This is a genomic window from Planomonospora sp. ID91781 (genome assembly GCF_015711595.1).
Classification (GTDB): domain Bacteria; phylum Actinomycetota; class Actinomycetes; order Streptosporangiales; family Streptosporangiaceae; genus Planomonospora; species Planomonospora parontospora.
Window position 1 is genome coordinate 2,521,960 of record NZ_JABTEY010000001.1, and the last position, 23,164, is coordinate 2,545,123.

Sequence of the window (23,164 nt, forward strand, 5' to 3'; positions counted from 1 at the left end):
TGCGGACCGCCGTCCGGGCGGCCGGACGCCCCCGGGCTGTCGTGGATCGTCCGCCCCGCCCCGGGGGTGGTGTGAGTGACCGTCGCACGCACACGCTGTGTCTGCCTGATCGGGGTCACCGGGCACGTGGTCGATGTCGAGGCCGACGTCGGCAGCGGCGTGGCGGGCACGCATCTGATCGGCATGCTCGACACCGCGCTGAGCGAGGCGCGTGACCGGGTCCGCTCGGCGGTGGTCAACAGCCGCCACGCCTGGCCGGACGCGCGCATCACCGTCAGCCTGTTCCCCGCGAGCCTGCCCAAGCGCGGCAGCATGTTCGACCTGGCGATCGCGGTGGCGCTGCTCGCCGCGGCGGGGATCGTGCCCAGGCAGCGGGTCGCCCCGTTGTTCTTCCTCGGCGAGCTCGGTCTCGACGGGTCGGTCAGACCGGTGCGGGGCGTGCTCCCCGCCGTGCTGGCCGCGGTCGCCGCCGGCGCCCGCACGGTCGTCGTCCCCGCGGGCAACGCGGCCGAGGCCGGCCTGGTGCCGGACGTGACAGTGGTCCCGGTCCGGGCGCTGGGCGACCTGGTGGGCTGGTTGCGTGCTGACGACCCCGGTGGCCCGCCCCGTTCCGGTGGTGTCCCGGCGGCCGTCGGGACCGGGTCCGGTCAGGGGAGCGGAGCCGGCGACCCGGATGGTTCGCACGGCTGGGACGGTCCGGACGGCTGGGACGGTCCGGGGCCGCCAGGCGAACCGGGCGGGCCGGGCGGCGCGGGACCGTCCGAAGGGGAGGGAGCCGCCGAGGCCGCTCCCGACCTGAGCGACGTGGCCGGTCAGCCCTTCGCCCGCCGGGCCCTGGAGATCTGCGCCGCCGGAGGCCACAATCTCTGGATGCTGGGAGCACCGGGGACCGGCAAGACCATGCTCGCCGAACGGCTCCCGACCCTCCTCCCCGCTCTGGAGCGCGACCAGGCGCTCGAGGTGACGGCGATCCACTCGGTCGCCGGGACGCTCCCGGCCGACCGGCCGATGCTGACCCGTCCTCCCTTCATGGCACCCCATCACACGGCGACCATCGCGGCCGTCATCGGCGGCGGCAGCGGGGCGATCCGGCCGGGTGCGGTCTCGCTGGCCCACGGAGGGGTCCTGTTCCTGGACGAGGCCCCCGAATTCGCGATGAGCGTCCTCGACGCGCTCCGCCAGCCCCTCGAGTCGGGCCGGGTGACGGTGTCCAGGTCGCTGGGCTCGGTCACGTTCCCGGCCAGGTTCATGCTCGTGCTGGCGGCCAACCCGTGCCCGTGCGCGCAGCCGTCCCGGCCGGAGGAGCCCTGCCGGTGCTCCCCCAGCGCCCGGCGCCGCTATCTGGCCCGGCTCTCCGGCCCGTTGCTGGACCGCGTCGACGTCAAGGTGACGCTGGTGCGGGCGACCCGGCGGGAGCTGCTCGCCGACCGACGGTTCATCGAGTCGAGCCGGACGGTGGCCGAGCGGGTGCTCCTGGCCAGGGAACGGGCCGCGAAGCGGTTCGCGGGCAGGCCCTGGAGACGCAACGCGGAGGTGCCCACCGGGGTCCTGCACACCGACTACCGATTGCCGGCGAAGGTGATGTCACCGCTGCTGAGATGCCTGGACAACGGCGTGCTGAGCGCCCGGGGACTGGACCGGGTGCTCAGGGTCGCCTGGACGCTGGCGGATCTGAAGGACGGCGGCAGACCCAGGGCCGAGGAGGTCAACGCGGCGCTCGGGTTGTGGCTGGGGGAGGAACGGTGAGGGAACGGCTCGCACGGGTCACGTTGATGCGGCTGGCCGAGCCCGGTGACGCGGTGATGGGCAGGCTCGTGGCCTCCTGCGGTCCGGAGGCGGCCGTCGAGCAGGTCCGGAGGAGGGTTCTGGACCCGGAGTTCGTCCGGTGGTTCGCGAGCACCCGACGCGGACGCCCGGCAGAAGGCACAGGGGAGGCGGACGCGCGGCTCGACCGGATCCTCGCCGCCTGGGCGGCCCGGCTGGAGGCGGCGGACCCCGCCGGAGACCTGGCCGCGGGCGAACGGGCGGGAGCCCGCCTGGTCGTGCCGGGCGAGCCGGAGTGGCCCACCCAGCTGGACGACCTGCTGGACTCCCGGCCCCATGCCCTGTGGCTGCACGGGCAGGCGAACCTGCGCTTCGCCTGCATCCGGTCGGTCGCGATCGTCGGCTCCAGGGCCGCCACCCCTTACGGGGCGCATGTCGCGGCGGAGTTCGGCGCGGGGCTCAGCGAGCGTGGACACGGGGTGGTCTCCGGGGGTGCGTACGGCGTCGACGGCGCCGCCCACCGCGGAGCTCTCGCAGGAGGCACGCCCACCGTCGCCGTGCTCGCCTGCGGCACCGACGTCTCCTATCCCAGCGCGCACCACGACCTGTTCGAGGTCGTGCGGGCCCGGGGTCTGCTGGTGAGCGAGAGTCCCATGGGGGTGCGGCCCACCCGGCCGCGTTTCCTCGTCCGCAACCGGATCATCGCCGCGCTGGCCCGGGGGACGGTGGTCATCGAGGCGGCCGTGCGCAGCGGGGCGCTCAACACGGCCGGTCACGCGGTCGCATTGAACCGGATCCTGGCCGCCGTGCCGGGGCCGGTGACCTCCGACACCTCCACCGGGTGCCACCGGCTGATCCGCCAGGGCGCGGCGACCTGTGTCACCACCCCGGCGGAGATGGCCGAGCTGGTCGGAGCCATCGGAAGCGACCTGGCTCCCGAGCCGAGAGGTCCGGTGCTCCCGCGCGACCGGCTCGCTCCCGAGGTCCGCCGGGTCCTGGAGGCGGTGCCCGCACGGGCCGGGGCGGGCCCGGCGGTGATCGCGGTGGAGGCGGGTGTCGATCTGGAGACCGTGCTCTCCTGCCTGGGCGGGCTGGCCGCCGCCGGATACGTCGAGAAGACCTCCCGGGGCTGGCGCCTGTGCCCGGAGAAGCCTTCCTCCGGATAGGAGGGCCGGCGGACCGGTGCCGTCAGGGGACTCCGGGTGGGAGGGCCGGCGGACCGGTGCCGTCAGGGGACTCCGCCGGTCGGCAGCGGCAGCGGCAGGAGCCGGACCTGGCCGTGGCCCAGGAGGAGCAGCGGGTCGAGATAGCGCCGGTCGTGGAGCAGGCCCCAGTGAAGGCAGCCGGTCGGGCAGTGCCCGGGCGCGTCTTCGACCGTGCCGATGGCCTCGCCCCGTTCGACCACCTGGCCGCGCCGTACCGACGCACGGACCGGGAGGTAAGTGGTGCGCAGGCCTGCGGAGTGGAGCACGGTGACGACACCGCGTCCGGCGAGGGGACCGGCGTAGCCGACCGTTCCCGGGCCCGCCGCGTGGACCGGGGTGCCGGAGGGCGCGGCGAGGTCGACGCCCCGGTGCCCGGGGAGCCAGGGCTGAGAGGGAGGTGCGAAGGCCCGCAGGATCCGGGGGCGGCCGGGGAGCGGCCACGCCCAGCGCGACGCGGCCGTCGGCCCGCTCCGGGGCGTGTCCGCCGACGTGACCGGCGGTTCGGCGGCGGCGGGCTCCGCGCTCGCGGGGCTCGGGGAGGGGCGCCCGGACGCGGCCGCCCGGTCCGTCACGCGATCCGCCGCGCGCTCCGTCGCACGGGTCGCGTCGGTGGAGCCCGGAGACGCGGCCAGGAGAGCCGGCAGAAGGGCCAGGGCAGGGAGGGAACGGGAGATCACAGCCGCAAGCATGAACGGCGGAGATCCGCTCGCGCTGCGGCGAACGGGATTCTGTGGACGAACCGGCGGTGTTGTGGACGTGGCGGGGGTGGAGGCGGACCGGCGGTGTTGTGGACGTGGCGGGGGTGGAGGCGGACCGGGGGCGTCATGGACGTGGCGGGGCCGACCGGCAGGTGTGTCCCGCCTTCCGGACCGGGAGCCGGCGGTCGCTTCCACGCGGTGTTCGGGCGTGGTTTGACCCTGAAAGGTCAGGGTGCGGCGCCGCGGCGGGTACACTTTCCGATGGCCTGTAACTCACGGGCTGACTTCGCATGCCCCATCCGGGGCCGTTTCCCTCGGTCCGGGCGAGAGCCCGGCTGGAGCGGTCCGGGGGCATCAGGGCGGTGGCCGAAGGCCGCCGCGTCAACCGAGAACAGCGCTCAGCGATGGGCGCCCCGACCTGGAGGACAATCACATGTCCACCCCCGTCGTCACCATGCGACAGCTGCTCGAGAGCGGCGTGCACTTCGGTCACCAGACCCGGCGCTGGAACCCGAAGATGAAGCGCTTCATCTTCACCGAGCGCAACGGCATCTACATCATCGACCTGCAGAAGTCGCTCGCCTTCATCGACCGGGCGTACGACTTCGTCAAGGAGACCGTCGCGCACGGCGGCACGATCATGTTCATCGGCACGAAGAAGCAGGCGCAGGAGGCCATCGCCGAGCAGGCCGCCCGCGTCGGCATGCCGTACGTCAACCAGCGCTGGCTGGGCGGCATGCTCACCAACTTCTCCACCGTGCACAAGAGGCTCCAGCGCCTCAAGGAGCTCGAGGAGCTCGACTTCGACAACGTCGCCGCGTCGGGGCTCACCAAGAAGGAGCTCCTCATGCGCCGCCGCGAGAAGGAGAAGCTGGAGCGCACCCTCGGCGGCATCCGCGACATGTCCCGCGTGCCCAGCGCGGTGTGGGTCGTCGACACCAAGAAGGAGCACATCGGGATCAGCGAGGCCCGCAAGCTGAACATCCCGGTCGTCGCGATCCTCGACACCAACTGCGACCCCGACGAGGTCGACTACCCGATCCCGGGTAACGACGACGCCATCCGCGCCGTCGGCCTGCTGACCCGCGTCGTCGCCGACGCCGTCGCCGCCGGCCTCATGGCCCGTGCCGGTGCGGCCCGCGGCGGCGAGGACAAGCCGGCCGTCGCCGGTGGCGCCGAGCCGCTGGCCGAGTGGGAGCAGGAGCTTCTCGCGGGCGCCCCCGAGGCCGAGGCCGCCCCGGCCGCCGAGGCCGAGGCCGCTCCGGCGGCTGAGAACGACGCCGACGCGGAGGCCGCTCCGGCCGCCGACGCCGAGCAGGCCTAGTTCCTCCTCGTACGGCGCAGCCGTACGACTCGCAAGGCTCTTTCCGGGTGGGCGTGCCCGTCACGGGGACGCCCACCCGATCCACCCAGCCTGATCTCATGCCGACTCCCTGAGATCAGTGACGACTCCCACGAGGAAAAGACAATGGCTTCCGTGAACATGGCCGACGTCAAGCGGCTTCGTGAGCTGACCGCGGCCGGCATGATGGACTGCAAGAAGGCTCTGGAGGAGTCCGAGGGCGACTTCGACCGCGCCGTCGAGCTCCTGCGCCTCAAGGGCGCCAAGGACGTCGGCAAGCGCGAGGCGCGCACCGCCTCCAACGGCCTGGTCGCCCTGAAGCAGGACGGCGACTCCGTCGCCGCGCTGCTGGAGCTCAACTGCGAGACCGACTTCGTGGCCAAGGGCGAGCGCTTCCAGGAGGTCGCGGCGCAGGTCGTCGAGCACGTCCTGGCGACCAAGCCGGCCGACGTCCCCACCCTGCTCGAGTCGCAGCTCAACGGCAAGACCGTCAAGGAGCTGCTGGACGAGACCAACGCCGCGCTCGGTGAGAAGATCGAGATCCGGCGCTTCGCGGTCCTCGAGGGCGGCTACGTCGGCGCCTACATGCACCGGACCGACCCGCAGCTCCCGCCGGCGGTCGGTGTCCTGGTGCAGCTCGACACCGCCAACGCCCAGGTCGCCAAGGACATCGCGCAGCACGCCGCCGCGATGGCTCCCAAGTACCTCAGCGCCGAGCAGGTCCCCGCGGACGTCATCGAGAAGGAGCGCGCGCTCTTCGAGGAGATGACCCGCGAGGAGGGCAAGCCCGAGGCCGCCATCGGCAAGATCGTCGACGGCCGCGTCAACGGCTGGTACAAGGACTTCACCCTGCTCCAGCAGGCGTTCGTCAAGGACAACAAGAAGTCCATCCAGAAGTTCGCCGAGGAGAACGGCGTCAAGGTCGAGGCCTTCGTCCGCTTCAAGGTCGGCCAGGCTTAGGCTTAGACCAGCTTCTCTCAGCAGAACACCCCTACGAGGAGGCCGCCGTCGTGCAGGAGAATCCAGAACCCGCTGCGTCGGCGGTTTCGTCGTATGCGGGCACGCTTCGCTGGAAGCGCGTCATGCTGAAGCTGTCCGGCGAGGCCTTCGCCGGCAGCGAGCCGATGGGCATCGACCCGGTCGTGGTCGGCCACCTGGCCGACTCGATCGCGGAGGCGGTCCGCGGCGGCGTGCAGGTCGCGGTCGTGGTCGGCGGGGGCAACATGTTCCGCGGCGCGGCCCTGTCGGCGGGCGGCATGGACCGCGCCCGGGCCGACTACATGGGCATGCTCAGCACCGTCATCAACTGCCTGGCGCTCCAGGACTTCCTGGAGAAGCGGGGCATCGAGACCCGCGTCCAGACGGCCATCACCATGCAGCAGGTGGCCGAGCCCTTCCTGCCCCGCCGCGCCATCCGCCACCTCGAGAAGGGGCGGGTGGTGATCTTCGGCGCGGGACTGGGCTCGCCGTTCTTCTCCACCGACACCTGCGCCGCCCAGCGCGCGCTGGAGATCGGCGCCCAGGCGCTGCTCAAGGGCACCCAGGTGGACGGCGTCTACGACGCCGACCCCCGGAAGAACCCCGACGCCGTCAGGTTCGATCATCTCGAATATGGTGAGGTGCTGACCCGCGGCCTCGGCGTCATGGACGCCACCGCCATCAGCCTCTGCATGGACAACGGCCTGCCGATCGTCGTCTTCGACCTCATGGGCGAGGGCAACATCCTGCGGGCGGTGCACGGTGAGAAGATCGGCACACTCGTGAGCCCGGCAGGGAAATAGGAAGCGAACCTGACGAGCGAGCGGAGCGGTACGCGACGGAGGAGCGGCCCGCGAAGCGCGCGAGGAGGGCGAGCGACCAGAAGACAGGGAGCGAGCCCGACGGAGCGAGCGGAGCGGTACGCGGCACGGGTCCGCCGGAGGCGATCCTCCGGCGGGCGGCGGCCCGCGAAGCGCGTGAGGAATGGTGAGTGACCCAGAAGACTAGGGAGCCGCTGTGATCGACGAAACCCTCCTCGAAGCCGAGGAAAAGATGGACAAGGCCATTGGGGTGGCGAAGGACGACTTCGCCGGCATCCGCACGGGCCGCGTCACCCCGTCGATGTTCAACAAGATCAGCGCTGAGTACTACGGGACGATCACTCCCATTCAGCAGCTGGCCTCGTTCCACGTCCCCGAGGCTCGCATGGTCATCATCCAGCCCTACGACAAGGGCTCGATGGCCGCGATCGAGCGGGCGATCCGAGACTCCGACCTGGGCGTCAACCCGGGCAACGACGGCAACGTCATCCGGGTGGCCTTCCCCGAGCTGTCGGAGGAGCGCCGCAAGGAGTACATCAAGGTCGCCCGTACCAAGGCCGAGCAGTCCAAGGTCTCGGTGCGCAACATCCGCCGTCACGCCAAGGAGGCCCTCGACAAGCTGGTCAAGGACGGCGAGGCCGGCGAGGACGAGGTGCGTCGCGCGGAGAAGGAGCTCGACGACCTGACCCAGAAGCATGTCGCCAAGATCGACGAGCTGCTCAAGCACAAGGAAGCCGAGCTGCTCGAAGTCTGAGCCCGATCCTTGTCCTGCGCGGGCACTCCGCGCGGGACAAGGATTTTGTGTATGTGTGTATGAGAGTGGGACCCCTTGGAATCTGCGGCGGGCGGTAGCCGTACCGGCCGGAATCTCCCTGCCGCGGTCGCGGTCGGGGCCGGTCTGGGAGCGGCGGTCATCCTCTCCCTCTACTACGTCGAGGAGCTCTTCCTCGCCGTGGTGCTCGTGGCGGTGGGCGCCGGGGTGGTGGAGCTGGTCCGGTCGCTCGCGACCAGGGACATCCGCGTCCCGGCGGTCCCGGTGCTGGCCGCGCTGGTCGCGATGCTCGCCGGGGGCTACTGGGGCGGACCGGTCTGGCTCGTCGGCGTCTTCGCGGCGGCCCTGCTGGTTCTGATGATCTGGCGGATGTTCGCCGGAACCGAGGGCTACGTCCGCGACACCGCCGCGACGGTCCTGGTCACCGCCTACCCGGCGCTGCTCGCCGGGTTCGTGGCGCTGCTGCTCGCCCAGGACCAGGGGCCGGACCGGGTGGTGGTCTTCATCGCCACCACCGTCGCCAGCGACATCGGCGGCTACTTCGCCGGAGTGCTCTTCGGCCGGCACAAGATGTCCCCGGCGATCAGCCCGAAGAAGACCTGGGAGGGCTTCGCGGGATCGGCGCTGGCCTGCATGGCCGTCGGCGGCTGGCTGACGGCGTGGCTGCTGGAGGCCGAGATCTGGAAGGGCGTGCTGATCGGCGCGGTCGTCGTGGTCGCCGCCACGCTCGGCGATCTGGTCGAGTCGGTGATCAAGCGGGATCTCGGGATCAAGGACATGAGCAGCGTGCTGCCCGGTCACGGCGGGATGATGGACCGCCTCGACTCCCTCGTCGCCGCGCTCATCCCGGTCTGGGCGCTGCTCACCCTGCTGGTCTGAACGCCCGCTGGCCGCCCCGAGCCGGCGGCCGGTCAGCCCGTCCGCAGGAGCCGGTCGGCCGAGAGCCGGGGCGCCAGAGCCTGATAGCCGTCCGAGGCCGTCAGCCGGAGCTCGCCCGCGGTGACCGGGAGCAGCCAGAGCCAGCGCACGGCGTCCCCGCCGAAGGTGAAGCCCGACAGGTCGGGCAGGCCGGGCAGCCGGGAGAGCAGGACGACGCCGCTGTAGTCCGGCCCCAGCGGGAACGTCTCCGGCCGGTGGTACCAGTGGGCGGTGTGCCCGTCACCGAGCCAGGTGACCGAATGCCACGGATACTGGCCCAGCCAGACCAGCAGCCGGGCGGCCTCCCGGGGGTCCCCGCGGGTGGCGGTGGCGAGCTCGATCCTGGCGTAGGCGTCGGGCCGGTCGATGTACCGCTCGACCGAGGGCATGCGCTGGCAGCTCATGCCGACGGTGGACAGGATCGTGTGCCCGCGGCCCCGCTCCGGCGGACGCTCGGTGATGCCCACGGTGGGCAGCCGCCCGCCGCCCGCGTCCCAGAACCGGCCCGCCGATCCGACGGCCCGGTCCAGGTGGCCCATCACGAACTGCTGGAACGAGGCCCAGGCGCCGTCGCCCGCGCGCCACTCCCAGTAGGAGCGGGCCGCCGCCAGGCGCGGAGCCAGCTCGTCGCGGGCGTCCGCCAGCGACCAGGCGAACGGCGTCCCACCGATCATGTCGCGTGCGTATCCCGGCATGCCCCTGCCGATGTCGGCCCAGCCCGGAATGACCGCGAGGAGCTCGTCGTTCTCGTAGAGGGCGACGCCGTCGCCCTCCTCGAACCAGAGAGGCCGGAGGGATCCCAGCGGCGGTCTGCCCGAGGGGTGCCGGGTGTTCGCCCGGGGCGCCACGGGAGGCAGCCCGGCGTCCAGGCGGACCGGGTCGGCCGAGGGCGGGGCGGGCACGTGGTTGGCCAGCCAGACCGCTCCGTGCACGGTGCCGCCGGACGCGCACAGGTAAGCTACCGAGGACATCTCGTCGCGCTCGACCACCAGGGTCCGGCTCCCGTAGGGATTGACGTCGGTGAGCACGACCTCGACGCCGTCTCCCCTCGTCTCTGAGGGGCGGAATGTCGCCATACCTCCGGACTCTAGATCAGGGTCGAGCACCGCTTCGAGTATTCGCGCAACCGTCGAGAGAAGGCATTGGACGTGTCGACCACCAGCCAGACCGGGACCCCCGCCCCCGGCCAGCTCACCTTCGTGGCGCCCCGCCGGGCCAAGCCCGCGCGCCACCTGGCCGACCTGACCATGGCCGAGCGCCGGGCCGCGGTCGCCGAGCTGGGGGAGAAGCCGTTCCGCGCCGACCAGCTCTCACGGCACTACTTCGACCGCCTCAACGGCGACCCGGCCACGATGACCGACCTGCCCGCCGCGGCGCGCGAGAAGCTCGGCAGCGCCCTGTTCCCGCAGCTGCTGACGCCGGTCCGGGAGATCACCTGCGACGGCGGCACCACCCGCAAGACGCTGTGGCGGCTCTTCGACGGCGCGCTGGTCGAGTCCGTGCTCATGCGCTACAGCGACCGCACCACGATGTGCGTCTCCTCGCAGGCGGGCTGCGGCATGAACTGCCCGTTCTGCGCCACCGGCCAGGCGGGCCTGACCCGGAACATGTCGACCGCCGAGATCGTCGAGCAGGTCGTCGCCGGGGCGCGCGAGCTGGCGGGCGGCGAGGTCCCCGGCGGCCCCGGCCGGGTCAGCAACGTGGTCTTCATGGGCATGGGCGAGCCGCTGGCCAACTACAAGGCCGTCATCGGCGCGGTCCGCCGGCTGGTCGAGCCCGCCCCCGAGGGCCTGGGCATCTCCGCCCGGGGTGTCACGGTCTCCACCGTCGGCCTGGTCCCCGCGATCGGCAAGCTCGCCGCCGAGGGGCTGCCGGTGACGCTGGCGGTCTCCCTGCACGCTCCCGACGACGAGCTCCGCGACACCCTGGTGCCGATCAACACCCGGTGGAAGGTCGCCGAGGTGCTCGACGCGGCCTGGGACTACGCCGCGAGGACCAAGCGCCGCGTCTCCATCGAGTACGCCCTGATCAAGGACATCAACGACCAGGAGTGGCGGGCCGACCTGCTCGGCAAGCTCATCAGGAACAAGCTCGTGCACGTCAACCTGATCCCGCTCAACCCCACCCCCGGTTCCAAGTGGACGGCCTCGCGCCCCGAGGACGAGCGGGCCTTCGTCCGCCGGCTGGAGTACCACGGCGTCCCGGTCACGGTCCGCGACACCCGCGGCCGCGAGATCGACGGCGCCTGCGGCCAGCTCGCCGCCGCCGAGTAGGGGCCGCAGCGGTCTTCCCGGACGGGATGCCGGGCACGATCGTCACCAGAGGGATACAAGTGTCACGCAAGTGCACTGCTGAATCCTCAGAGGGTGAACATCGTACGAATCTCCCTGACGGCGCTGATGGCAGGCGTCCTGACGGGATGCACCTATTCCGTTGAGGCCGACCTGACGGCCGGTTCCGCCGAGGCCGGCCCGACGGCCGGCACCGAGACGACCAAGGCACCCGGCTCCTTCGCCGAGCCGTTCCCCGAGAGGCTGTTCACGATGGACCGCGTCTCCGTCGAGCCCGCCGCGGGAGACGACGTGATCCCGGACGGACCGCACCACAAGTCCGCCGGTGGGCAGCTCACCGTGACCTACCGGAGCGGTTCGGGGGTCACCGCGGGCCAGCAGGTCACCGCCACCGGATCGCAGGCCCAGGTGAGCGACCTCAAGGGCGCCCTGGACTGGCTGACCGGGAAGGCGGGCAAGCCCGCCGGCGCGAGGACGGACTGGGTCCCCGTGAGCCCCGGCTCGTCCCCCGCCGCGGCCGCCTGCCAGAACCTCGCCGAGGGGGAGGGCACCCGCTGCTACTGGGTCGACGCCGACACCGTGGGCTACCTGCACATGTCGAAGGAGGCCGCGCCGTACATCCCCTTCGGCAAGACCAGGATCGCGCTGGAGCAGCTGGAGGAGAAGGGGTGACGCGGCTCCGCCCCGCACCGTCCTGAGGCATGATCGGTCTGGGGGGTGCGGGTGGACGTGTCCGTCGCGTCCGCCCGCCGTACCGACTCGAGACCGCACGACGCCGGGAGACGCACATGCCGGGACCGCGACCGCCGCGTCCGGACGATCCGGTCCGGCTGGGGGAATACCGCCTGCTCGGCCGCCTGGGCGAGGGCGGGCAGGGGGTCGTGCACCTCGGGGAGTCGCCCGCGGGGACGCGGGTCGCGATCAAGGTCCTGCACGCTCACGTCGCCGGTGACCCCGATGTCCGCAGGCGGTTCCTGCGCGAGGTGGAGGCGGCCCGCCGGGTGCCCCCGTTCTGTACGGCGCGCATCCTGGACGTCGGCACGGCCGGGGACCAGCCGTACGTGGTGAGCGAGTTCATCGACGGGGAGTCGCTGGAGCAGCGGGTCGGCTCGCGCGGGCCGCTCGATCCGCGCGACCTCGAACGGCTCGCGATCGGCACGGCCACCGCCCTGGCGGCGATCCACCGCTCCGGGATCGTCCACCGCGACTTCAAGCCCGCCAACGTCCTGCTCGGCCCAGACGGGCCGCGGGTGGTCGACTTCGGCATCGCGCGCAGCACGGACATGGCCACCACGTCCGTCAGCGTGATGGGCACCCCGCCGTACATGTCGCCCGAGCAGCTCTCCGGAGGGCGGCTGGGACCGCCCTCCGACCTGTTCAGCTGGGCCGGGACCATCCTGTTCGCCGGGACGGGCAGGACGCCGTTCGGCCGCGACGTCGCCCTGGCGGCGCTGATCTACCGGATCCTCCACCAGGAGTGCGACCTCACCGGCCTCCCGGCGGGCCTGCGGCCGGTCGTCGACCGCTGCCTGGCCAAGGCGCCCGAGCACCGGCCCACGGCCGAGGAGGTCCTGCTGGCGCTGATCACCGGTGACGGGGCGGCGCGTTCCGGTACGGCGGCGCCCGCCGGAGGAGACCTGCTGAGCACGGCCATGGGACGGCTCGGGCAGCCGCCTCCGCAGGCCGGACCGTCTCCGCAGGCCGGACTGTCTCCGCAGGCCGGACTGTCTCCGCAGGCCGGACTGTCTCCGCAGGCCGGACTGTCTCCGCAGGCCGGACTGTCTCCGCAGGGACCGTCCGCGCCGGTGGGCGCACCGCCGCCGTCGGCCTGGCCGGCCTTCCCGCCGGAGGCGCAGCCGTCTCCGGCGACCGGGCCGCCCTCTCCGCAGGAGGCGTTCGGCCAGGGACGGTTCGGCGCGCAGTCCCCCACCGGCCCCTCCTGGACGGTGCAGCCGCCCACCGGCTCCTTCCAGAAGGCGGAGCCGTTCACCGGCCCCTCCCGGGCGGAGCCGCCGTCAGGCGGCGGGGTCCCGACCGCGCCGGCGGAGGGCGCCTTCCCCGTGGCGCCGCCCACCGGTCCCTCCCGGGGAGCGGAGGCCCCGCCGGGCGGGCTCTCCCGCCGGAGCCTGCTGATCGGCGGAGGGAGCGCGCTGGTCACCGGTGCGGTGACGGCGGCCGCGATCCTGCTCCCCCGCTATCTGCGGGAGGGGGCCGGGCCGGTCACCTCCTCGCCCGGGCCGGATCCGAGGGCCGCGAGCACCCCGCCCCCGTCCCCGTCGACCTCTGCGGCGACCTCTGCGGCCTCGGCCGGGCCGACGGCGTCCACGGCCGCCGCCACCCCGAGCCCGTCCCGGCTGATCACGTCGGGGCCGGGCGAGCCGCTGGTGCTGCGGAACGGCAACCTGGTGCAGGGTCTCGCGATCTCCGCCGACGGCCGTACGGTGGCCGCCGGGTGCTGGGACGGCAAGGTCCGGCTGTGGAAGGTACCGGCCGGTGAGGTGACCGCCGAACTGGACGACCGCGAGTTCTACGTCCAGGGCGTGGCGCTGAGCCCGGACGGCAGGAGACTGGTCAGCGTCGGCGGGGTGCGCGACACCGAGGCGCACGTGTGGGACGTGGCCTCCGGGCGGCGCGTCGGGAAGCCGGTGGTCGGCGCCTTCTTCGCGGAGTTCAGCCCAGACGGCGAGCGGTTCGTCACCGGCAGCGGATTCGAGTGGGTCCGGCTCTGGCGGACCTCCGACCGCAGGCAGGAGGGCGCCTCCATGCGCCACGGCCAGCTGGTCGCCGGTGCGGCGTTCAGCCCCGACGGGCGGCTGCTGGCCACCGCCGGATGGGACCGCGCGGTACGGCTGTGGCGTACCTCCGGCAAGGCCGCCGGAGTGCTGAACGGCCACAAGGACCAGGTCAACGCCGTCGTCTTCCTCGACGGCACCACCCTGGCGAGCGCGGGCTACGACAAGGTGGTGCGGGTCTGGGACGTGGCCTCCCGGAAACCGGAGGGACCGGTGTTCAAGGGGTCCGGTTCGACGGTCAACGGCCTGGCGTGCAGCCCCGACGGGGCCGTCCTGGCCGCGGGGACCGACGAGGACGGCGTCTGGCTGTGGGACGTCGCCACCCGCCGGAGCCTGCGGCCGCCCCTGCCTCTCGGCCAGGTCCACGCGGTGGCCTTCAGCGGCGACGGGCTCGTCCTGGCGGTGGCCGTCGGCAACGACGTGCTGCTGTACGACGTCGGCGGTCTGCGCGCCGCCTGAGGGGTCGCCGGGCGTTGCGCGGTCGCCGGGCGCGGTCAGGGGCGACCGTGGTCAGGGCCGGGCATGGTCAGGGGCGACCGTGGTCAGGGCCGGGTACGGCGGAGTCGCACGTAGGCGAGAGTGCCGGCGGCGGCCCAGAAGAGGGTCGCGGCCGTGACCGGGAGCAGGACCGTGTCGAGGGTCCCGGCGTTGGCGGCGCGCATCCACGGCATGATCGGGACCGTGAACCCGGCGGCCGGGGTGAGGCTGAGCAGCAGCAGACCCAGGTAGCCGCCGAACAGCGTCAGCATCGAGGCCGCCGGGGAGGACAGGATCGGCCTGCTGGTCAGCGCGCCCAGGGCGGTCCCGGCGCTCAGACCGAGCAGGTGCAGCACCACCCCCCTGGCGAGGTCGCCGGAGGAGGGGAGGACCGCGAAACCGTGGAGCAGCGGCAGCGCCACCGCGATCGCCGCCAGGCCGGCGTTGACGGCCAGCGCCGCGAGCAGCCCGGCGCGGACCTCCCGGCCGGGTCCTCCGGCCGCCGTCATCGAGACCACCCGCTGGGCGGCGGGCTCGGTGTCGAGCAGCCCCCGGGCGGCCCAGGCGAAGACGACGATCAGCAGCCCGGCCGAGTCGGCGTAGGAGGCCAGCTGCTTGCCGTCCGGGACGACAGTCGAATAGAAGATCAGCATCATCGTGAACAGCGCGAGCAGCGGTTGCAGCAACCGGTGGGACCTGGCGTAGGCGGCCAGCTTGAACCGGGTGAGGGCGACGGTCACCGGGCGCTCCGAGGGGTGCGTGCGGGGGTGCGGGCGGTCGTGGGGGTCTTCTCCGGCCTGCGGCGGTCCTGCTCCCGCCGGGTGACGCGGGTCGCGGCGGGGGGCTCCCCCGGCCCGCGGCGGCCCCGCCTCCGCCGAGGGGCGAGAGGGGCGCGGGCGCTCAGGAGATCCGCCTGGTGGTGTGGCCGTCGGCGCGGAGCTTCTGCTCGAGCTCGTCGGCCTCGGCGGCGTCCACGGTCACCTCGATGACCGCCCGGCGCGACCGCTCCCCGTCCCGCGCGGTGACCGTGCCGTCCGCGACCAGCCAGCGGCCGGCGCCGGGGAAGTCGCGCAGCTGGTTCTGGTGGTCGCTGACCACGACCGCACCACCGCGGGCGGCGATCTCACCGATGATCACGGGAAGCTCGTCGCGGGTCTGCTCGTCGAGACCCGCGAAGGGCTCGTCCAGGATGAGCAGGCCGGGCGGGGCCAGCAGGGACTGGATCAGGCCGATCTTCTGCGCGCTGCCCTTGGACAGGTCGCCGAGCGGCCGGTCGAGCAGGTGGGTCGCGTTGAGCCGCTCGGCGAGCGCCGTACCGGAGGCGGGGGAGGCGCGCCGGACCCCGGCCATGTGGGCGAGGTAGGCCGAGACGGTGAACGGCTGGTCCACCGGGAACACCTCGGGGGCGTATCCGACGACGGCGGGCCGCTCGGCGACCGAGCCCCGGGACGGCGGGACGACCCCGGCGAGCAGGCGCAGGAGCGTGGACTTCCCCGCCCCGTTGCGCCCGGTGACCTCGACGACGGATCCGGGGCGGAGGGAGAGCCCGACGTCCCGCAGGATCCAGGGACCCCGGCGGGAGTAGCGGAAGGACACGTCGGAAAGCCGCATAGGCCCGTCACCCTACCGCCGGGTCTCGCCTTGCGGGCTCTTGTCCCGTCAGAATAGGGATCACACGGGAACGCCGTACAAGGGACGGAAAGGACGCGGGGTTGAACCGCTTTCCACGGGTGCTGGGCGTGCGCTACGGCTATGACCCGGACCAGGTGGACGCGCTGATCCACCGGATCGAGAGCACCCTCGGCAGGAGCGCGCCGACCGACGCGCCGATCACCGCCGACGAGATCCGCGAGGCCCGTTTCCGGGTGAAGCTCGGCGGTTACAACGAGACCGCGGTGGACTACGCGCTGGACGCCTTCATCGTGGCGGTGGAGACGCTCGCGGCCGGGGAGCGCGCGGTGGAGAAGCGCGCGGTGGAGGCGCGTACGGCCGGTCACCACCCGGCCGAGGTCCCGGCGGAAGCGGAGAACGGCCCGCGGGACGGGACGCCGGACGAGCAGGAAGCCGCCGTCGCCCCACCGGTCTCGGCCGCGGTCCCGCCCGCTCCACCCGCGGTGGAGGAGGCGGCGACGGCTGCGCCGGCCGTCCAGGACCCGGAACGGGCCCGGGCGCAGGACCCGGAACGGGCCCGGGCGCAGGACCCGGAACGGGGTCCGGAGCGGGACCAGGTGCAAGGCCCGGAGCGGGAGCGGATGCAGGGTCCGGAGCAGGACCGGCCGCAGGCCCCGGAGCGGCGTCCGGGCGCCGGGGAGGATGGAGGGCCAGGCGGCCCGGGAGGCGGGGAGCCCGTTCTCTCCGGGGAGGAGGAGGCCGCCAGGATCGAACGGGTCGCCTTCCGGGCGGGACGGCTGGGCATGGGCTACGACGAGGGGGAGGTGGACGTCTTCCTCGACCGGGTCGCGGCCACGCTGCGCGGGACCACCGACCAGCCGGTCACCCCCGACGACGTGCGCGAGGCCAGGTTCAGCACGGTCGTCTTCCGGCCGGGATACGCGGTGAGCCAGGTGGACGACTTCCTGCACGAGCTCGTCGGCGTCGTGGAGCGCCACCTCGGCCGCTGAGCGGCGGGCGTCCCCGCGCATGTCCCAGGGGGACCCGTCCGCGGGCGCCTCAGGAGACCGTCAGCGGGTGCCCCAGGAGTAGGTCTGCTTGTGGAGCTTGAGGTAGACGAAGGTCTCGGTCGCGCGGACGGTGGGGATGGCGCGGATCTTGCCGAGGATCTCCAGGAGGTGCTGGTCGCCCTCGCAGACCACCTCCACCATGACGTCGACGGACCCGGCGGTCAGCACGACGTAGTCGATCTCCTTGATGGCGGAGAGCTCGTCGGCCACCGTCTCCAGGTCGCCCTCGCACTTGATGCCGATCATGGCCTGGCGGGGGAAGCCGAGGGTCAGCGGGTCGGTCACCGCGACGATCTGCATGACGCCCGCGTCGAGCAGGCGCTGGACCCGCTGGCGGACCGCGGCCTCGGACAGGCCCACCGCCTTGCCGATCGCCGCGTACGGCTTGCGCCCGTCGCTCTGCAGCTGCTCGATGATCTGCTTGGAGATGTCGTCGAGCACGACGGGACCGGGCCTGCCGTCGTGGTCGCGGCGGACCTTCGGTGGCGTCGTCATGCGCGCGCTCCCTCGCGTCTGGATTGCGGGGCTGTCGCCGTCGGGTTACGGCTTTGATGCGACATGTTGTCAGCTATCGGCCTTCTGTCAAGCGATTCCGTAGCAATTTGGTATCTTCGCAACGAAATCCCTTGTCGTGATATCCCTGCTCTGTAAGAGTCGCGACAACTCAGCCCCCTTCACAGGAGGTCAACGGTGACCACCCGTCTGCAGAACTACGTCAACGGTGAGTTCGTGGACGCCAAGAGCGGCCGATTCTCCGACGTCATCGACCCGTGCACCGGGGAGGCCTACCTCCAGGCGCCGGTCTCCGGGGCGGAGGACGTCGATCAAGCCTACGCCGCCGCGGCCGCCGCGTTCGAGTCGTGGAGCCGGACCACTCCGGGCGAGCGCGCGAACCTGCTGCTCAAGGTCGCCGACGCGATCGAGGCGCGGGCCGGGGAGCTGAACGAGGCCGAGTGCCGCAACACCGGCAAGCCGCTGGCCCGGATGGCCGAGGACGAGACCCCGGTCGCCGCCGACCACTTCCGCTTCTTCGCCGGTGCCGCCCGCACCCTGGAGGGGCCGACGGCCGGCGAGTTCCTCGCCGACCACACCTCCGTCATCCGGCACGAGCCGATCGGCGTCGTGGGGCAGGTCACGCCCTGGAACTACCCGATGATGATGGCCGTCTGGAAGATCGCCCCCGCGCTCGCCGCAGGCAACACCGTGGTGCTCAAGCCGTCCGACACCACCCCGGTCTCCACGGTCAAGCTGGCCGAGATCATCGGCGAGGTCCTGCCGAGGGGCGTCTTCAACGTGGTCGTCGGCGACCGCGAGACCGGCGCCCTGGTCGTCGGCCACCCGGCCGCGCAGATGGTCGCGATCACCGGTTCGGTCGGCGCGGGCATGGCGGTGGCCAAGACCGCCGCCGAGGATCTCAAGCGGGTCCACCTGGAGCTCGGCGGCAAGGCCCCGGTCGTCGTCTTCGACGACGTCAAGGACCTGAAGGCCGCCGCGGAGTCCATCGCCACGGCCGGGCTCTACAACGCCGGGCAGGACTGCACCGCCGCCTGCCGGGTGCTGGTCCACGAGGACGTCCACGACGAGTTCGCCGCCGCGCTCGCCGAGGCCGCCGCGAACACCCGGACCGGCGACCTGTCCGACACCGAGGCCCTGTACGGCCCGCTCAACAACGCCGTCCAGCTGGAGCGCGTCGCGGGCTTCTTCGACCGGCTCCCCGGCCACGCCAAGGTCCTGACCGGCGGTCACCGGATCGGCGACCGGGGCTACTTCTTCGCCCCCACCGTCGTCGACGGCCTGCAGCAGGACGACGAGATGGTGCAGAACGAGGTCTTCGGCCCGGTGATCACGATCCAGACGTTCACCGACGAGGCCGACGCGGTGGCCAAGGCGAACGGCGTAAAGTACGGATTGTCTGGTTCGGTGTGGACCTCCGATCACGGCCGGGCGATGCGGATGTCGAAGCGGCTCGACTTCGGAGTCGTGTGGGTCAACACGCACATCCCGTTCGTCTCCGAGATGCCCCACGGAGGGTTCAAGCACTCGGGCTACGGCAAGGACCTGTCGGTCTTCGGCCTGCACGACTACCTCCGGGTCAAGCACGTCATGCACTACATCGGCGAATAGCCGCGAGACAGAGGGACGAGCCTGGTATGACCGAACCCCAGGCGGGCACGGAGGCGGCCGCGGCCGCCTCCGACGCACCCCAGGTGCCCGCCATCGAGCTCGACGGAGTCGTCAAGGAGTACCTCGCCCGCGGTGAGGTCGTCCAGGCGGTCAAGGGGGTCACCCTGACGATCGCCGAGGGCGAGTTCTTCTCGCTCCTCGGCCCCTCCGGCTGCGGCAAGACCACCACCATGCGCATGGTCGCCGGCTTCGAGGAGCCGTCGCGCGGCACGGTGCGGCTGCACGGCCGGGACGTCACGAACGTCCCGCCCGACAAGCGCGACGTGAACATGGTCTTCCAGTCCTACGCGCTGTTCCCGCACATGAACGTCTGGGAGAACGTGGCCTTCGGCCTGAAGCGCAAGAAGGTCCCCGCGGCGGAGATCACCCGGCGGGTCGGCGAGATGCTGGAGATCGTCGACCTGACGGGCCGCGAGAAGCGCCGCCCCAGGGAGATGTCCGGCGGCCAGCAGCAGCGGGTGGCCCTGGCCCGCGCGCTGGTCAACCGGCCCCGCGCGCTCCTGCTCGACGAGCCGCTCGGCGCCCTGGACCTCAAGCTCCGCCAGGCCATGCAGATCGAGCTCAAGCGCATCCAGCGCGAGGTCGGCATCACGTTCGTGTACGTCACCCACGACCAGAGCGAGGCGCTCACCATGAGCGACCGCATCGCCGTGATGAACGACGGCCTGGTCGAGCAGCTCGCCGGGCCCCGGGAGATCTACGAGCGGCCCGCCACCGCCTTCGTGGCCGGGTTCATCGGCACCTCCAACCTGCTCCGCGGCACCGTGGAGCGGGTCGAGTCCGGCGCGGCGGTCCTGCGATTGGGCGAGGAGGGCCGGGTCCTGGTCGCGGAGGCCCCGCACCGGGCCGGGGACGCGATCGCGGTCACCGTGCGCCCCGAGAAGATCACGATCTCCACCGAGGAGCCCGCCGGGGGCGTCAGCGCCGTGCGCGGGACCGTGTCCGAGGTGGTGTACCTGGGCCTGTACAACAGTTATGCGGTCAGCCTCGCCGACGGAGCCGAGGTCACCGTGTTCCAACAGAACGCGCTGGACAGCACGAGTACGGCGGAGCGTGGCGACGCCGTGTGGCTGTCGTGGCAGCCGCACCACTCGTACGCGATCGGAAGTTGAGCCCCCACATGGACCCCCGCACCACCCCCGCCTTCCTGCGCGGCATGACGCAGAGCCGCTCCGTGACCCGCCGCGACGCCTTCCGGCTGGCCGGGCTGTCGGCCGCGGGCCTGGCACTGTCGGCCTGCGGCGTGCAGGGCAAGAAGGCCGCGCCGCCGAAGAAGGACGCCGTCGCCGAGTACTGGGCGTCGAAGAAGAAGAACGGCACGCTGCGCTTCGCCAACTGGCCGCTCTACATCGACAAGGACGGCAAGAAGTACCCCTCGCTGGAGCTGTTCACCGCCGACACCGGCATCCAGGTGACCTACGCCGAGGCCATCCAGGAGATGCCCGCCTTCTTCGGCAAGATCCAGCCGCAGCTCGCCGCGGGCAACGACATCGGCCACGACCTGATGGTGCTGACCAACAGCATCCAGCTCAACCGGGCCATCCAGCTCGGCTACCTGGTCCCGCTCGACCACTCCAAACTGCCGAACTTCGCGGCCAACGCCGGCGCGCGCTTCAAGAACCCCGTCTGGGACCCGGGCAACACCTACACGGTCCCGTGGGCGGGCGGCATCACCGGCATCGCCTACAACCCCAAGTACGTCGACGAGGTCACCAGCATCGAGGACCTGTGGAACCCCAAGTACAAGGGGAAGGTCGGCATGATGAGCGACACCCAGGAGGTCGCGAACTTCGCCCTGTTCGCCCTGGGCATCGACCCGGACAAGTCGACCGAGGCCGACTGGCGGAAGGCCGGGGACAAGCTCCGGCAGCAGCGCGACGCGGGCCTGGTGCGCAAGTACTACGAGAACGACTACGTCGACGCGCTGGTCCGCGGCGACGTGTGGATCACCATGGCCTGGTCGGGCGACGTCTTCCAGCAGGTCGCCGAGGGCAAGGACCTGAGGTTCGTGGTGCCCGCCGAGGGCGGCACGATCTGGACCGACAACATGTGCATCCCCAAGACCGCGCAGAACCCGGTGGACGCGCTGACGCTGATGGACTACGTCTACCAGCCGAAGATCGCCGCGATGCTGGTGGAGTACATCAACTACATCGCCCCGGTCCCGGCCACCAAGGACATCCTGGCGGCCAAGGCGGCCACGGAGAAGGGCGAGGACAAGGAGTTCCTGGAGCAGGTGGCCGGCAGCCCGATGATCTACCCCTCCGACGCCGACATGGCCAAGCTGCGCTCGTACAAGGTGCTGAGCCCGGCGGAGGAGAAGGTCTTCGAGGACATCTTCCAGCCCGTCACCCAGGGCTGAGAACCGCATGAAACGCCTCACCCCCTACCTGCTCGTCCTGCCGGGCGGTCTCTGGCTGGCGGTCTTCCTGGTGGTGCCGATGGTCTTCATGGCCTCGGTCTCCACCCAGGAGGGCGACCTGGTCAACGGCTTCGCCCAGACGTTCAACGTCGGCGTCTACGGCGACGTGCTGGGCCAGTACGGCACGCAGTTCCTGCGCTCGGCCGGGTACGGCCTGGCCGCCACGGTCCTGTCCATCCTGCTGGCCTACCCGGTGGCCTACTGGATCGCCTTCCGGGGCGGCGCCCGCAAGTCCACCTACCTGCTGCTGGTGCTGCTGCCGTTCTTCGTCTCGTTCGTGCTGCGCACGGTGTCATGGAAGTTCCTGCTCGCCGACGACGGCATCCTGCTGGGGCCGTTGAAGTCGGCGGGCCTGCTCCCCGGCGACTTCCACGTCCTGCAGACGACCGCCGCGGTGATCGGCGGGCTGGTCTACAACTACCTGCCGTTCATGATCCTGCCGATCTACGTGGCGCTGGAGCGGGTCGACCCCCGGACGGTGGAGGCGGCGCAGGACCTGTACGCCTCCCGGCGCGAGGCGTTCACCAGGATCGTGCTGCCGCTCTCGCTGCCCGGGGTGTTCGCCGGGGTGCTGATGACGTTCGTCCCGATGACCTCGGACTACGTCAACGCCGCCATCCTCGGCGGGCCGGAGAACACGATGATCGGCAACATCATCCAGACCGAGTACCTGGTCAACAACGACTACCCGACGGCGGCGGCGCTCTCCTTCACGCTGATGGCGGCGATGCTGGTCGGCATCTTCGCCTATGCCAGGGCGCTGGGGACCGAGAACGTGCTGGAGGCGGCGGCCCGATGAGCGCGAGCGAACCCGGGAGCACGGGCGGGGTGCGGACGAGGCCGCGGGGCCGGACCGGCGACCGGCTCCTGCGGGTCTACGTCTGGCTGGTCATCGCCTGGCTGCTCCTGCCGATCGCGGTGATGATCGTCTTCGGCTTCAACGACACGCAGAGCAAGTCCAACGTGAGCTGGCAGGGCTTCACCGCAAAGTGGTGGGGCCGCCTGGACGAGTACCCCCAGCTGCTCGACGCGGTGGACTACTCACTGAAGATCGCGTTGCTGAGCGTGCTCGTCACCACGGTGCTCGGCACGCTCATGGGCCTGGCCCTGGGCCGCCACCGGTTCCGCGGGCAGGGCGCGACCAACCTGATGATGTTCGCCGCGATCTCCTCGCCCGAGCTCGTCATGGGCGCCTCGCTGCTCTCGCTGTTCATCAGCACCGGGGTGGAGACCGGTTTCTGGACCGTGGTGATCGCGCACGTGCTCTTCTCGCTCTCGTTCGTGGCGATCACCGTGCGGGCCCGGGTGGTCGGCATGGACGCCTCGATCGAGGAGGCCGCCCGCGACCTGGGCGCCTCCGCCTGGACGACGTTCTGGCGGATCACCTTCCCGATGATCCTGCCGGGCGTCGTGGCGGGCGCGCTGCTCGCCTTCGCGCTCTCCGTGGACGACTTCGTCATCACCCAGTTCACCACCGGCGGGGACGTCCAGACGTTCCCGCTGTGGATCTGGGGCGCCACCCGGATCGGGGTGCCGCCGCAGGTCAACGTCATCGGCACGCTCATCTTCGCCGCGGGCGTCGCGATCGCCGTGCTCAACGCGGTGACCGCGCGACGGCGCGGCACCTGACCACGCCGAGGCCCCGCGTCCCCCTCCTGCGCAGGAGGGGGACGCGGGGCCTCGGCGCATCCGCGCCCGTGACAGGGCCCCGGCACGGAACAGGGAGGCGAGATCGGACTCAGGCGGGGGGAACCCGCGTGTGATCCCCCCGGATCACACAACACCACATACGAAGAAGACCTGACTCACGTAGGGAAGT

21 protein-coding genes are annotated in these 23,164 nt (G+C 72.0%); 16 read left to right on the forward strand and 5 right to left on the reverse strand.

All coding sequences use genetic code 11. The annotated features are described in order from the left end of the window. Window positions 1–75: 75 nt before the first annotated feature. Together HS048_RS11535 and dprA are read left to right on the forward strand one after the other, a co-directional pair. Window positions 76–1,746 (forward strand): YifB family Mg chelatase-like AAA ATPase, encoded by a 1,671-nt coding sequence (locus HS048_RS11535; RefSeq protein ID WP_068895102.1) that lies wholly within the window; start codon window positions 76–78, stop codon window positions 1,744–1,746. Then, complete coding sequence (gene dprA / locus HS048_RS11540) at window positions 1,743–2,930, forward strand: DNA-processing protein DprA (RefSeq protein WP_307832430.1); 1,188 nt, start codon at window positions 1,743–1,745, stop codon at window positions 2,928–2,930. The genes HS048_RS11535 and dprA overlap by 4 nt, the downstream gene beginning before the upstream one ends. 62 nt (window positions 2,931–2,992) lie before the next feature. Here the strand turns inward: dprA and HS048_RS11545 are convergent, their stop codons facing one another. Next, window positions 2,993–3,646 carry a M23 family metallopeptidase gene (locus HS048_RS11545; RefSeq protein WP_307832431.1) on the reverse strand — a complete coding sequence of 218 codons (654 nt, stop codon included), beginning with the start codon at window positions 3,644–3,646 and terminating at the stop codon, window positions 2,993–2,995. 454 nt (window positions 3,647–4,100) lie between these two features. Between HS048_RS11545 and rpsB the strand changes: the two genes are divergently transcribed. From rpsB to HS048_RS11570, 5 genes are all read left to right on the forward strand, one after another. Next, window positions 4,101–4,991: a 30S ribosomal protein S2 gene (gene rpsB, locus HS048_RS11550; protein WP_068895105.1), complete on the forward strand. Its 891-nt coding sequence runs from the start codon at window positions 4,101–4,103 to the stop codon at window positions 4,989–4,991. A gap of 144 nt (window positions 4,992–5,135) precedes the next feature. Then, the gene (tsf, locus tag HS048_RS11555) at window positions 5,136–5,969 is read left to right on the forward strand and encodes a translation elongation factor Ts (RefSeq protein WP_068895106.1); all 834 of its coding nucleotides are present in this window, start codon (window positions 5,136–5,138) and stop codon (window positions 5,967–5,969) included. 122 nt (window positions 5,970–6,091) lie between these two features. Continuing rightward, window positions 6,092–6,790, forward strand: coding sequence for a UMP kinase (gene pyrH / locus HS048_RS11560; protein ID WP_068895108.1), 699 nt, complete (start codon window positions 6,092–6,094; stop codon window positions 6,788–6,790). Window positions 6,791–7,004: 214 nt separating this feature from the next. Further along, window positions 7,005–7,562 (forward strand): ribosome recycling factor, encoded by a 558-nt coding sequence (frr, locus tag HS048_RS11565; protein WP_084008056.1) that lies wholly within the window; start codon window positions 7,005–7,007, stop codon window positions 7,560–7,562. A gap of 75 nt (window positions 7,563–7,637) precedes the next feature. Further along, window positions 7,638–8,459: a phosphatidate cytidylyltransferase gene (locus HS048_RS11570; protein ID WP_196466940.1), complete on the forward strand. Its 822-nt coding sequence runs from the start codon at window positions 7,638–7,640 to the stop codon at window positions 8,457–8,459. Window positions 8,460–8,491: 32 nt separating this feature from the next. On the opposite strand, the gene HS048_RS11575 is transcribed toward HS048_RS11570, so the two are convergent. Further along, window positions 8,492–9,574 (reverse strand): suppressor of fused domain protein, encoded by a 1,083-nt coding sequence (locus tag HS048_RS11575; RefSeq protein ID WP_068895111.1) that lies wholly within the window; start codon window positions 9,572–9,574, stop codon window positions 8,492–8,494. 72 nt (window positions 9,575–9,646) lie between these two features. Between HS048_RS11575 and rlmN the strand changes: the two genes are divergently transcribed. The 3 genes from rlmN (at window position 9,647) to HS048_RS11590 (ending at window position 14,040) form a co-directional block, all read left to right on the forward strand. Then, entirely contained in the window at window positions 9,647–10,771 is a 1,125-nt protein-coding gene (gene rlmN, locus HS048_RS11580) for a 23S rRNA (adenine(2503)-C(2))-methyltransferase RlmN (RefSeq protein ID WP_068895330.1), read from the forward strand. Window positions 10,772–10,864: 93 nt separating this feature from the next. After that, window positions 10,865–11,461 carry a hypothetical protein gene (locus HS048_RS11585; protein WP_068895113.1) on the forward strand — a complete coding sequence of 199 codons (597 nt, stop codon included), beginning with the start codon at window positions 10,865–10,867 and terminating at the stop codon, window positions 11,459–11,461. A gap of 116 nt (window positions 11,462–11,577) precedes the next feature. Next, on the forward strand, window positions 11,578–14,040 hold the full coding sequence (locus tag HS048_RS11590) for a serine/threonine-protein kinase (protein ID WP_196466941.1): 2,463 nt from the start codon (window positions 11,578–11,580) through the stop codon (window positions 14,038–14,040). 83 nt (window positions 14,041–14,123) lie between these two features. Here the strand turns inward: HS048_RS11590 and HS048_RS11595 are convergent, their stop codons facing one another. Next, window positions 14,124–14,798 carry a hypothetical protein gene (locus HS048_RS11595; protein ID WP_068895117.1) on the reverse strand — a complete coding sequence of 225 codons (675 nt, stop codon included), beginning with the start codon at window positions 14,796–14,798 and terminating at the stop codon, window positions 14,124–14,126. A 160-nt stretch (window positions 14,799–14,958) separates the two neighbouring features. Then, entirely contained in the window at window positions 14,959–15,669 is a 711-nt protein-coding gene (locus HS048_RS11600) for an ATP-binding cassette domain-containing protein (RefSeq protein ID WP_068895119.1), read from the reverse strand. 101 nt (window positions 15,670–15,770) lie between these two features. Here HS048_RS11600 and HS048_RS11605 point away from each other — a divergent pair, with 101 nt between their 5' ends. Beyond that, a complete protein-coding gene (locus HS048_RS11605; RefSeq protein ID WP_084008058.1) occupies window positions 15,771–16,679 on the forward strand; it encodes a DivIVA domain-containing protein in 909 nt (302 codons plus the stop codon). Between the two features lie 60 nt (window positions 16,680–16,739). Here the strand turns inward: HS048_RS11605 and HS048_RS11610 are convergent, their stop codons facing one another. Further along, complete coding sequence (locus tag HS048_RS11610) at window positions 16,740–17,234, reverse strand: Lrp/AsnC family transcriptional regulator (protein ID WP_068895123.1); 495 nt, start codon at window positions 17,232–17,234, stop codon at window positions 16,740–16,742. 195 nt (window positions 17,235–17,429) lie between these two features. Between HS048_RS11610 and HS048_RS11615 the strand changes: the two genes are divergently transcribed. The 5 genes from HS048_RS11615 to HS048_RS11635 are packed head-to-tail and all read left to right on the forward strand — an operon-like array spanning window position 17,430 to window position 22,974. Further along, complete coding sequence (locus HS048_RS11615) at window positions 17,430–18,863, forward strand: gamma-aminobutyraldehyde dehydrogenase (RefSeq protein ID WP_196466942.1); 1,434 nt, start codon at window positions 17,430–17,432, stop codon at window positions 18,861–18,863. A gap of 26 nt (window positions 18,864–18,889) precedes the next feature. After that, window positions 18,890–20,035 (forward strand): ABC transporter ATP-binding protein, encoded by a 1,146-nt coding sequence (locus HS048_RS11620; protein ID WP_068895127.1) that lies wholly within the window; start codon window positions 18,890–18,892, stop codon window positions 20,033–20,035. Between the two features lie 8 nt (window positions 20,036–20,043). Further along, window positions 20,044–21,285: a spermidine/putrescine ABC transporter substrate-binding protein gene (locus tag HS048_RS11625; RefSeq protein WP_196466943.1), complete on the forward strand. Its 1,242-nt coding sequence runs from the start codon at window positions 20,044–20,046 to the stop codon at window positions 21,283–21,285. 7 nt (window positions 21,286–21,292) lie between these two features. Continuing rightward, entirely contained in the window at window positions 21,293–22,144 is an 852-nt protein-coding gene (locus HS048_RS11630) for an ABC transporter permease (protein ID WP_196466944.1), read from the forward strand. Then, window positions 22,141–22,974 carry an ABC transporter permease gene (locus HS048_RS11635; RefSeq protein ID WP_068895130.1) on the forward strand — a complete coding sequence of 278 codons (834 nt, stop codon included), beginning with the start codon at window positions 22,141–22,143 and terminating at the stop codon, window positions 22,972–22,974. The genes HS048_RS11630 and HS048_RS11635 overlap by 4 nt, the downstream gene beginning before the upstream one ends. Window positions 22,975–23,164: the final 190 nt, after the last annotated feature.

Coding starts and splice junctions, on each gene's coding strand:
- rpsB (WP_068895105.1), top strand. CDS start 4,101: ATGTCCACCCCCGTCGTCACCATGCGACAGCTGCTCGAGAGCGGCGTG.
- tsf (WP_068895106.1), top strand. CDS start 5,136: ATGGCTTCCGTGAACATGGCCGACGTCAAGCGGCTTCGTGAGCTGACC.
- pyrH (WP_068895108.1), top strand. CDS start 6,092: ATGCTGAAGCTGTCCGGCGAGGCCTTCGCCGGCAGCGAGCCGATGGGC.
- HS048_RS11575 (WP_068895111.1), bottom strand. CDS start 9,574: ATGGCGACATTCCGCCCCTCAGAGACGAGGGGAGACGGCGTCGAGGTC.
- HS048_RS11590 (WP_196466941.1), top strand. CDS start 11,578: ATGCCGGGACCGCGACCGCCGCGTCCGGACGATCCGGTCCGGCTGGGG.
- HS048_RS11600 (WP_068895119.1), bottom strand. CDS start 15,669: ATGCGGCTTTCCGACGTGTCCTTCCGCTACTCCCGCCGGGGTCCCTGG.
- HS048_RS11610 (WP_068895123.1), bottom strand. CDS start 17,234: ATGACGACGCCACCGAAGGTCCGCCGCGACCACGACGGCAGGCCCGGT.
- HS048_RS11620 (WP_068895127.1), top strand. CDS start 18,890: ATGACCGAACCCCAGGCGGGCACGGAGGCGGCCGCGGCCGCCTCCGAC.
- HS048_RS11625 (WP_196466943.1), top strand. CDS start 20,044: ATGGACCCCCGCACCACCCCCGCCTTCCTGCGCGGCATGACGCAGAGC.
- HS048_RS11630 (WP_196466944.1), top strand. CDS start 21,293: ATGAAACGCCTCACCCCCTACCTGCTCGTCCTGCCGGGCGGTCTCTGG.
- HS048_RS11635 (WP_068895130.1), top strand. CDS start 22,141: ATGAGCGCGAGCGAACCCGGGAGCACGGGCGGGGTGCGGACGAGGCCG.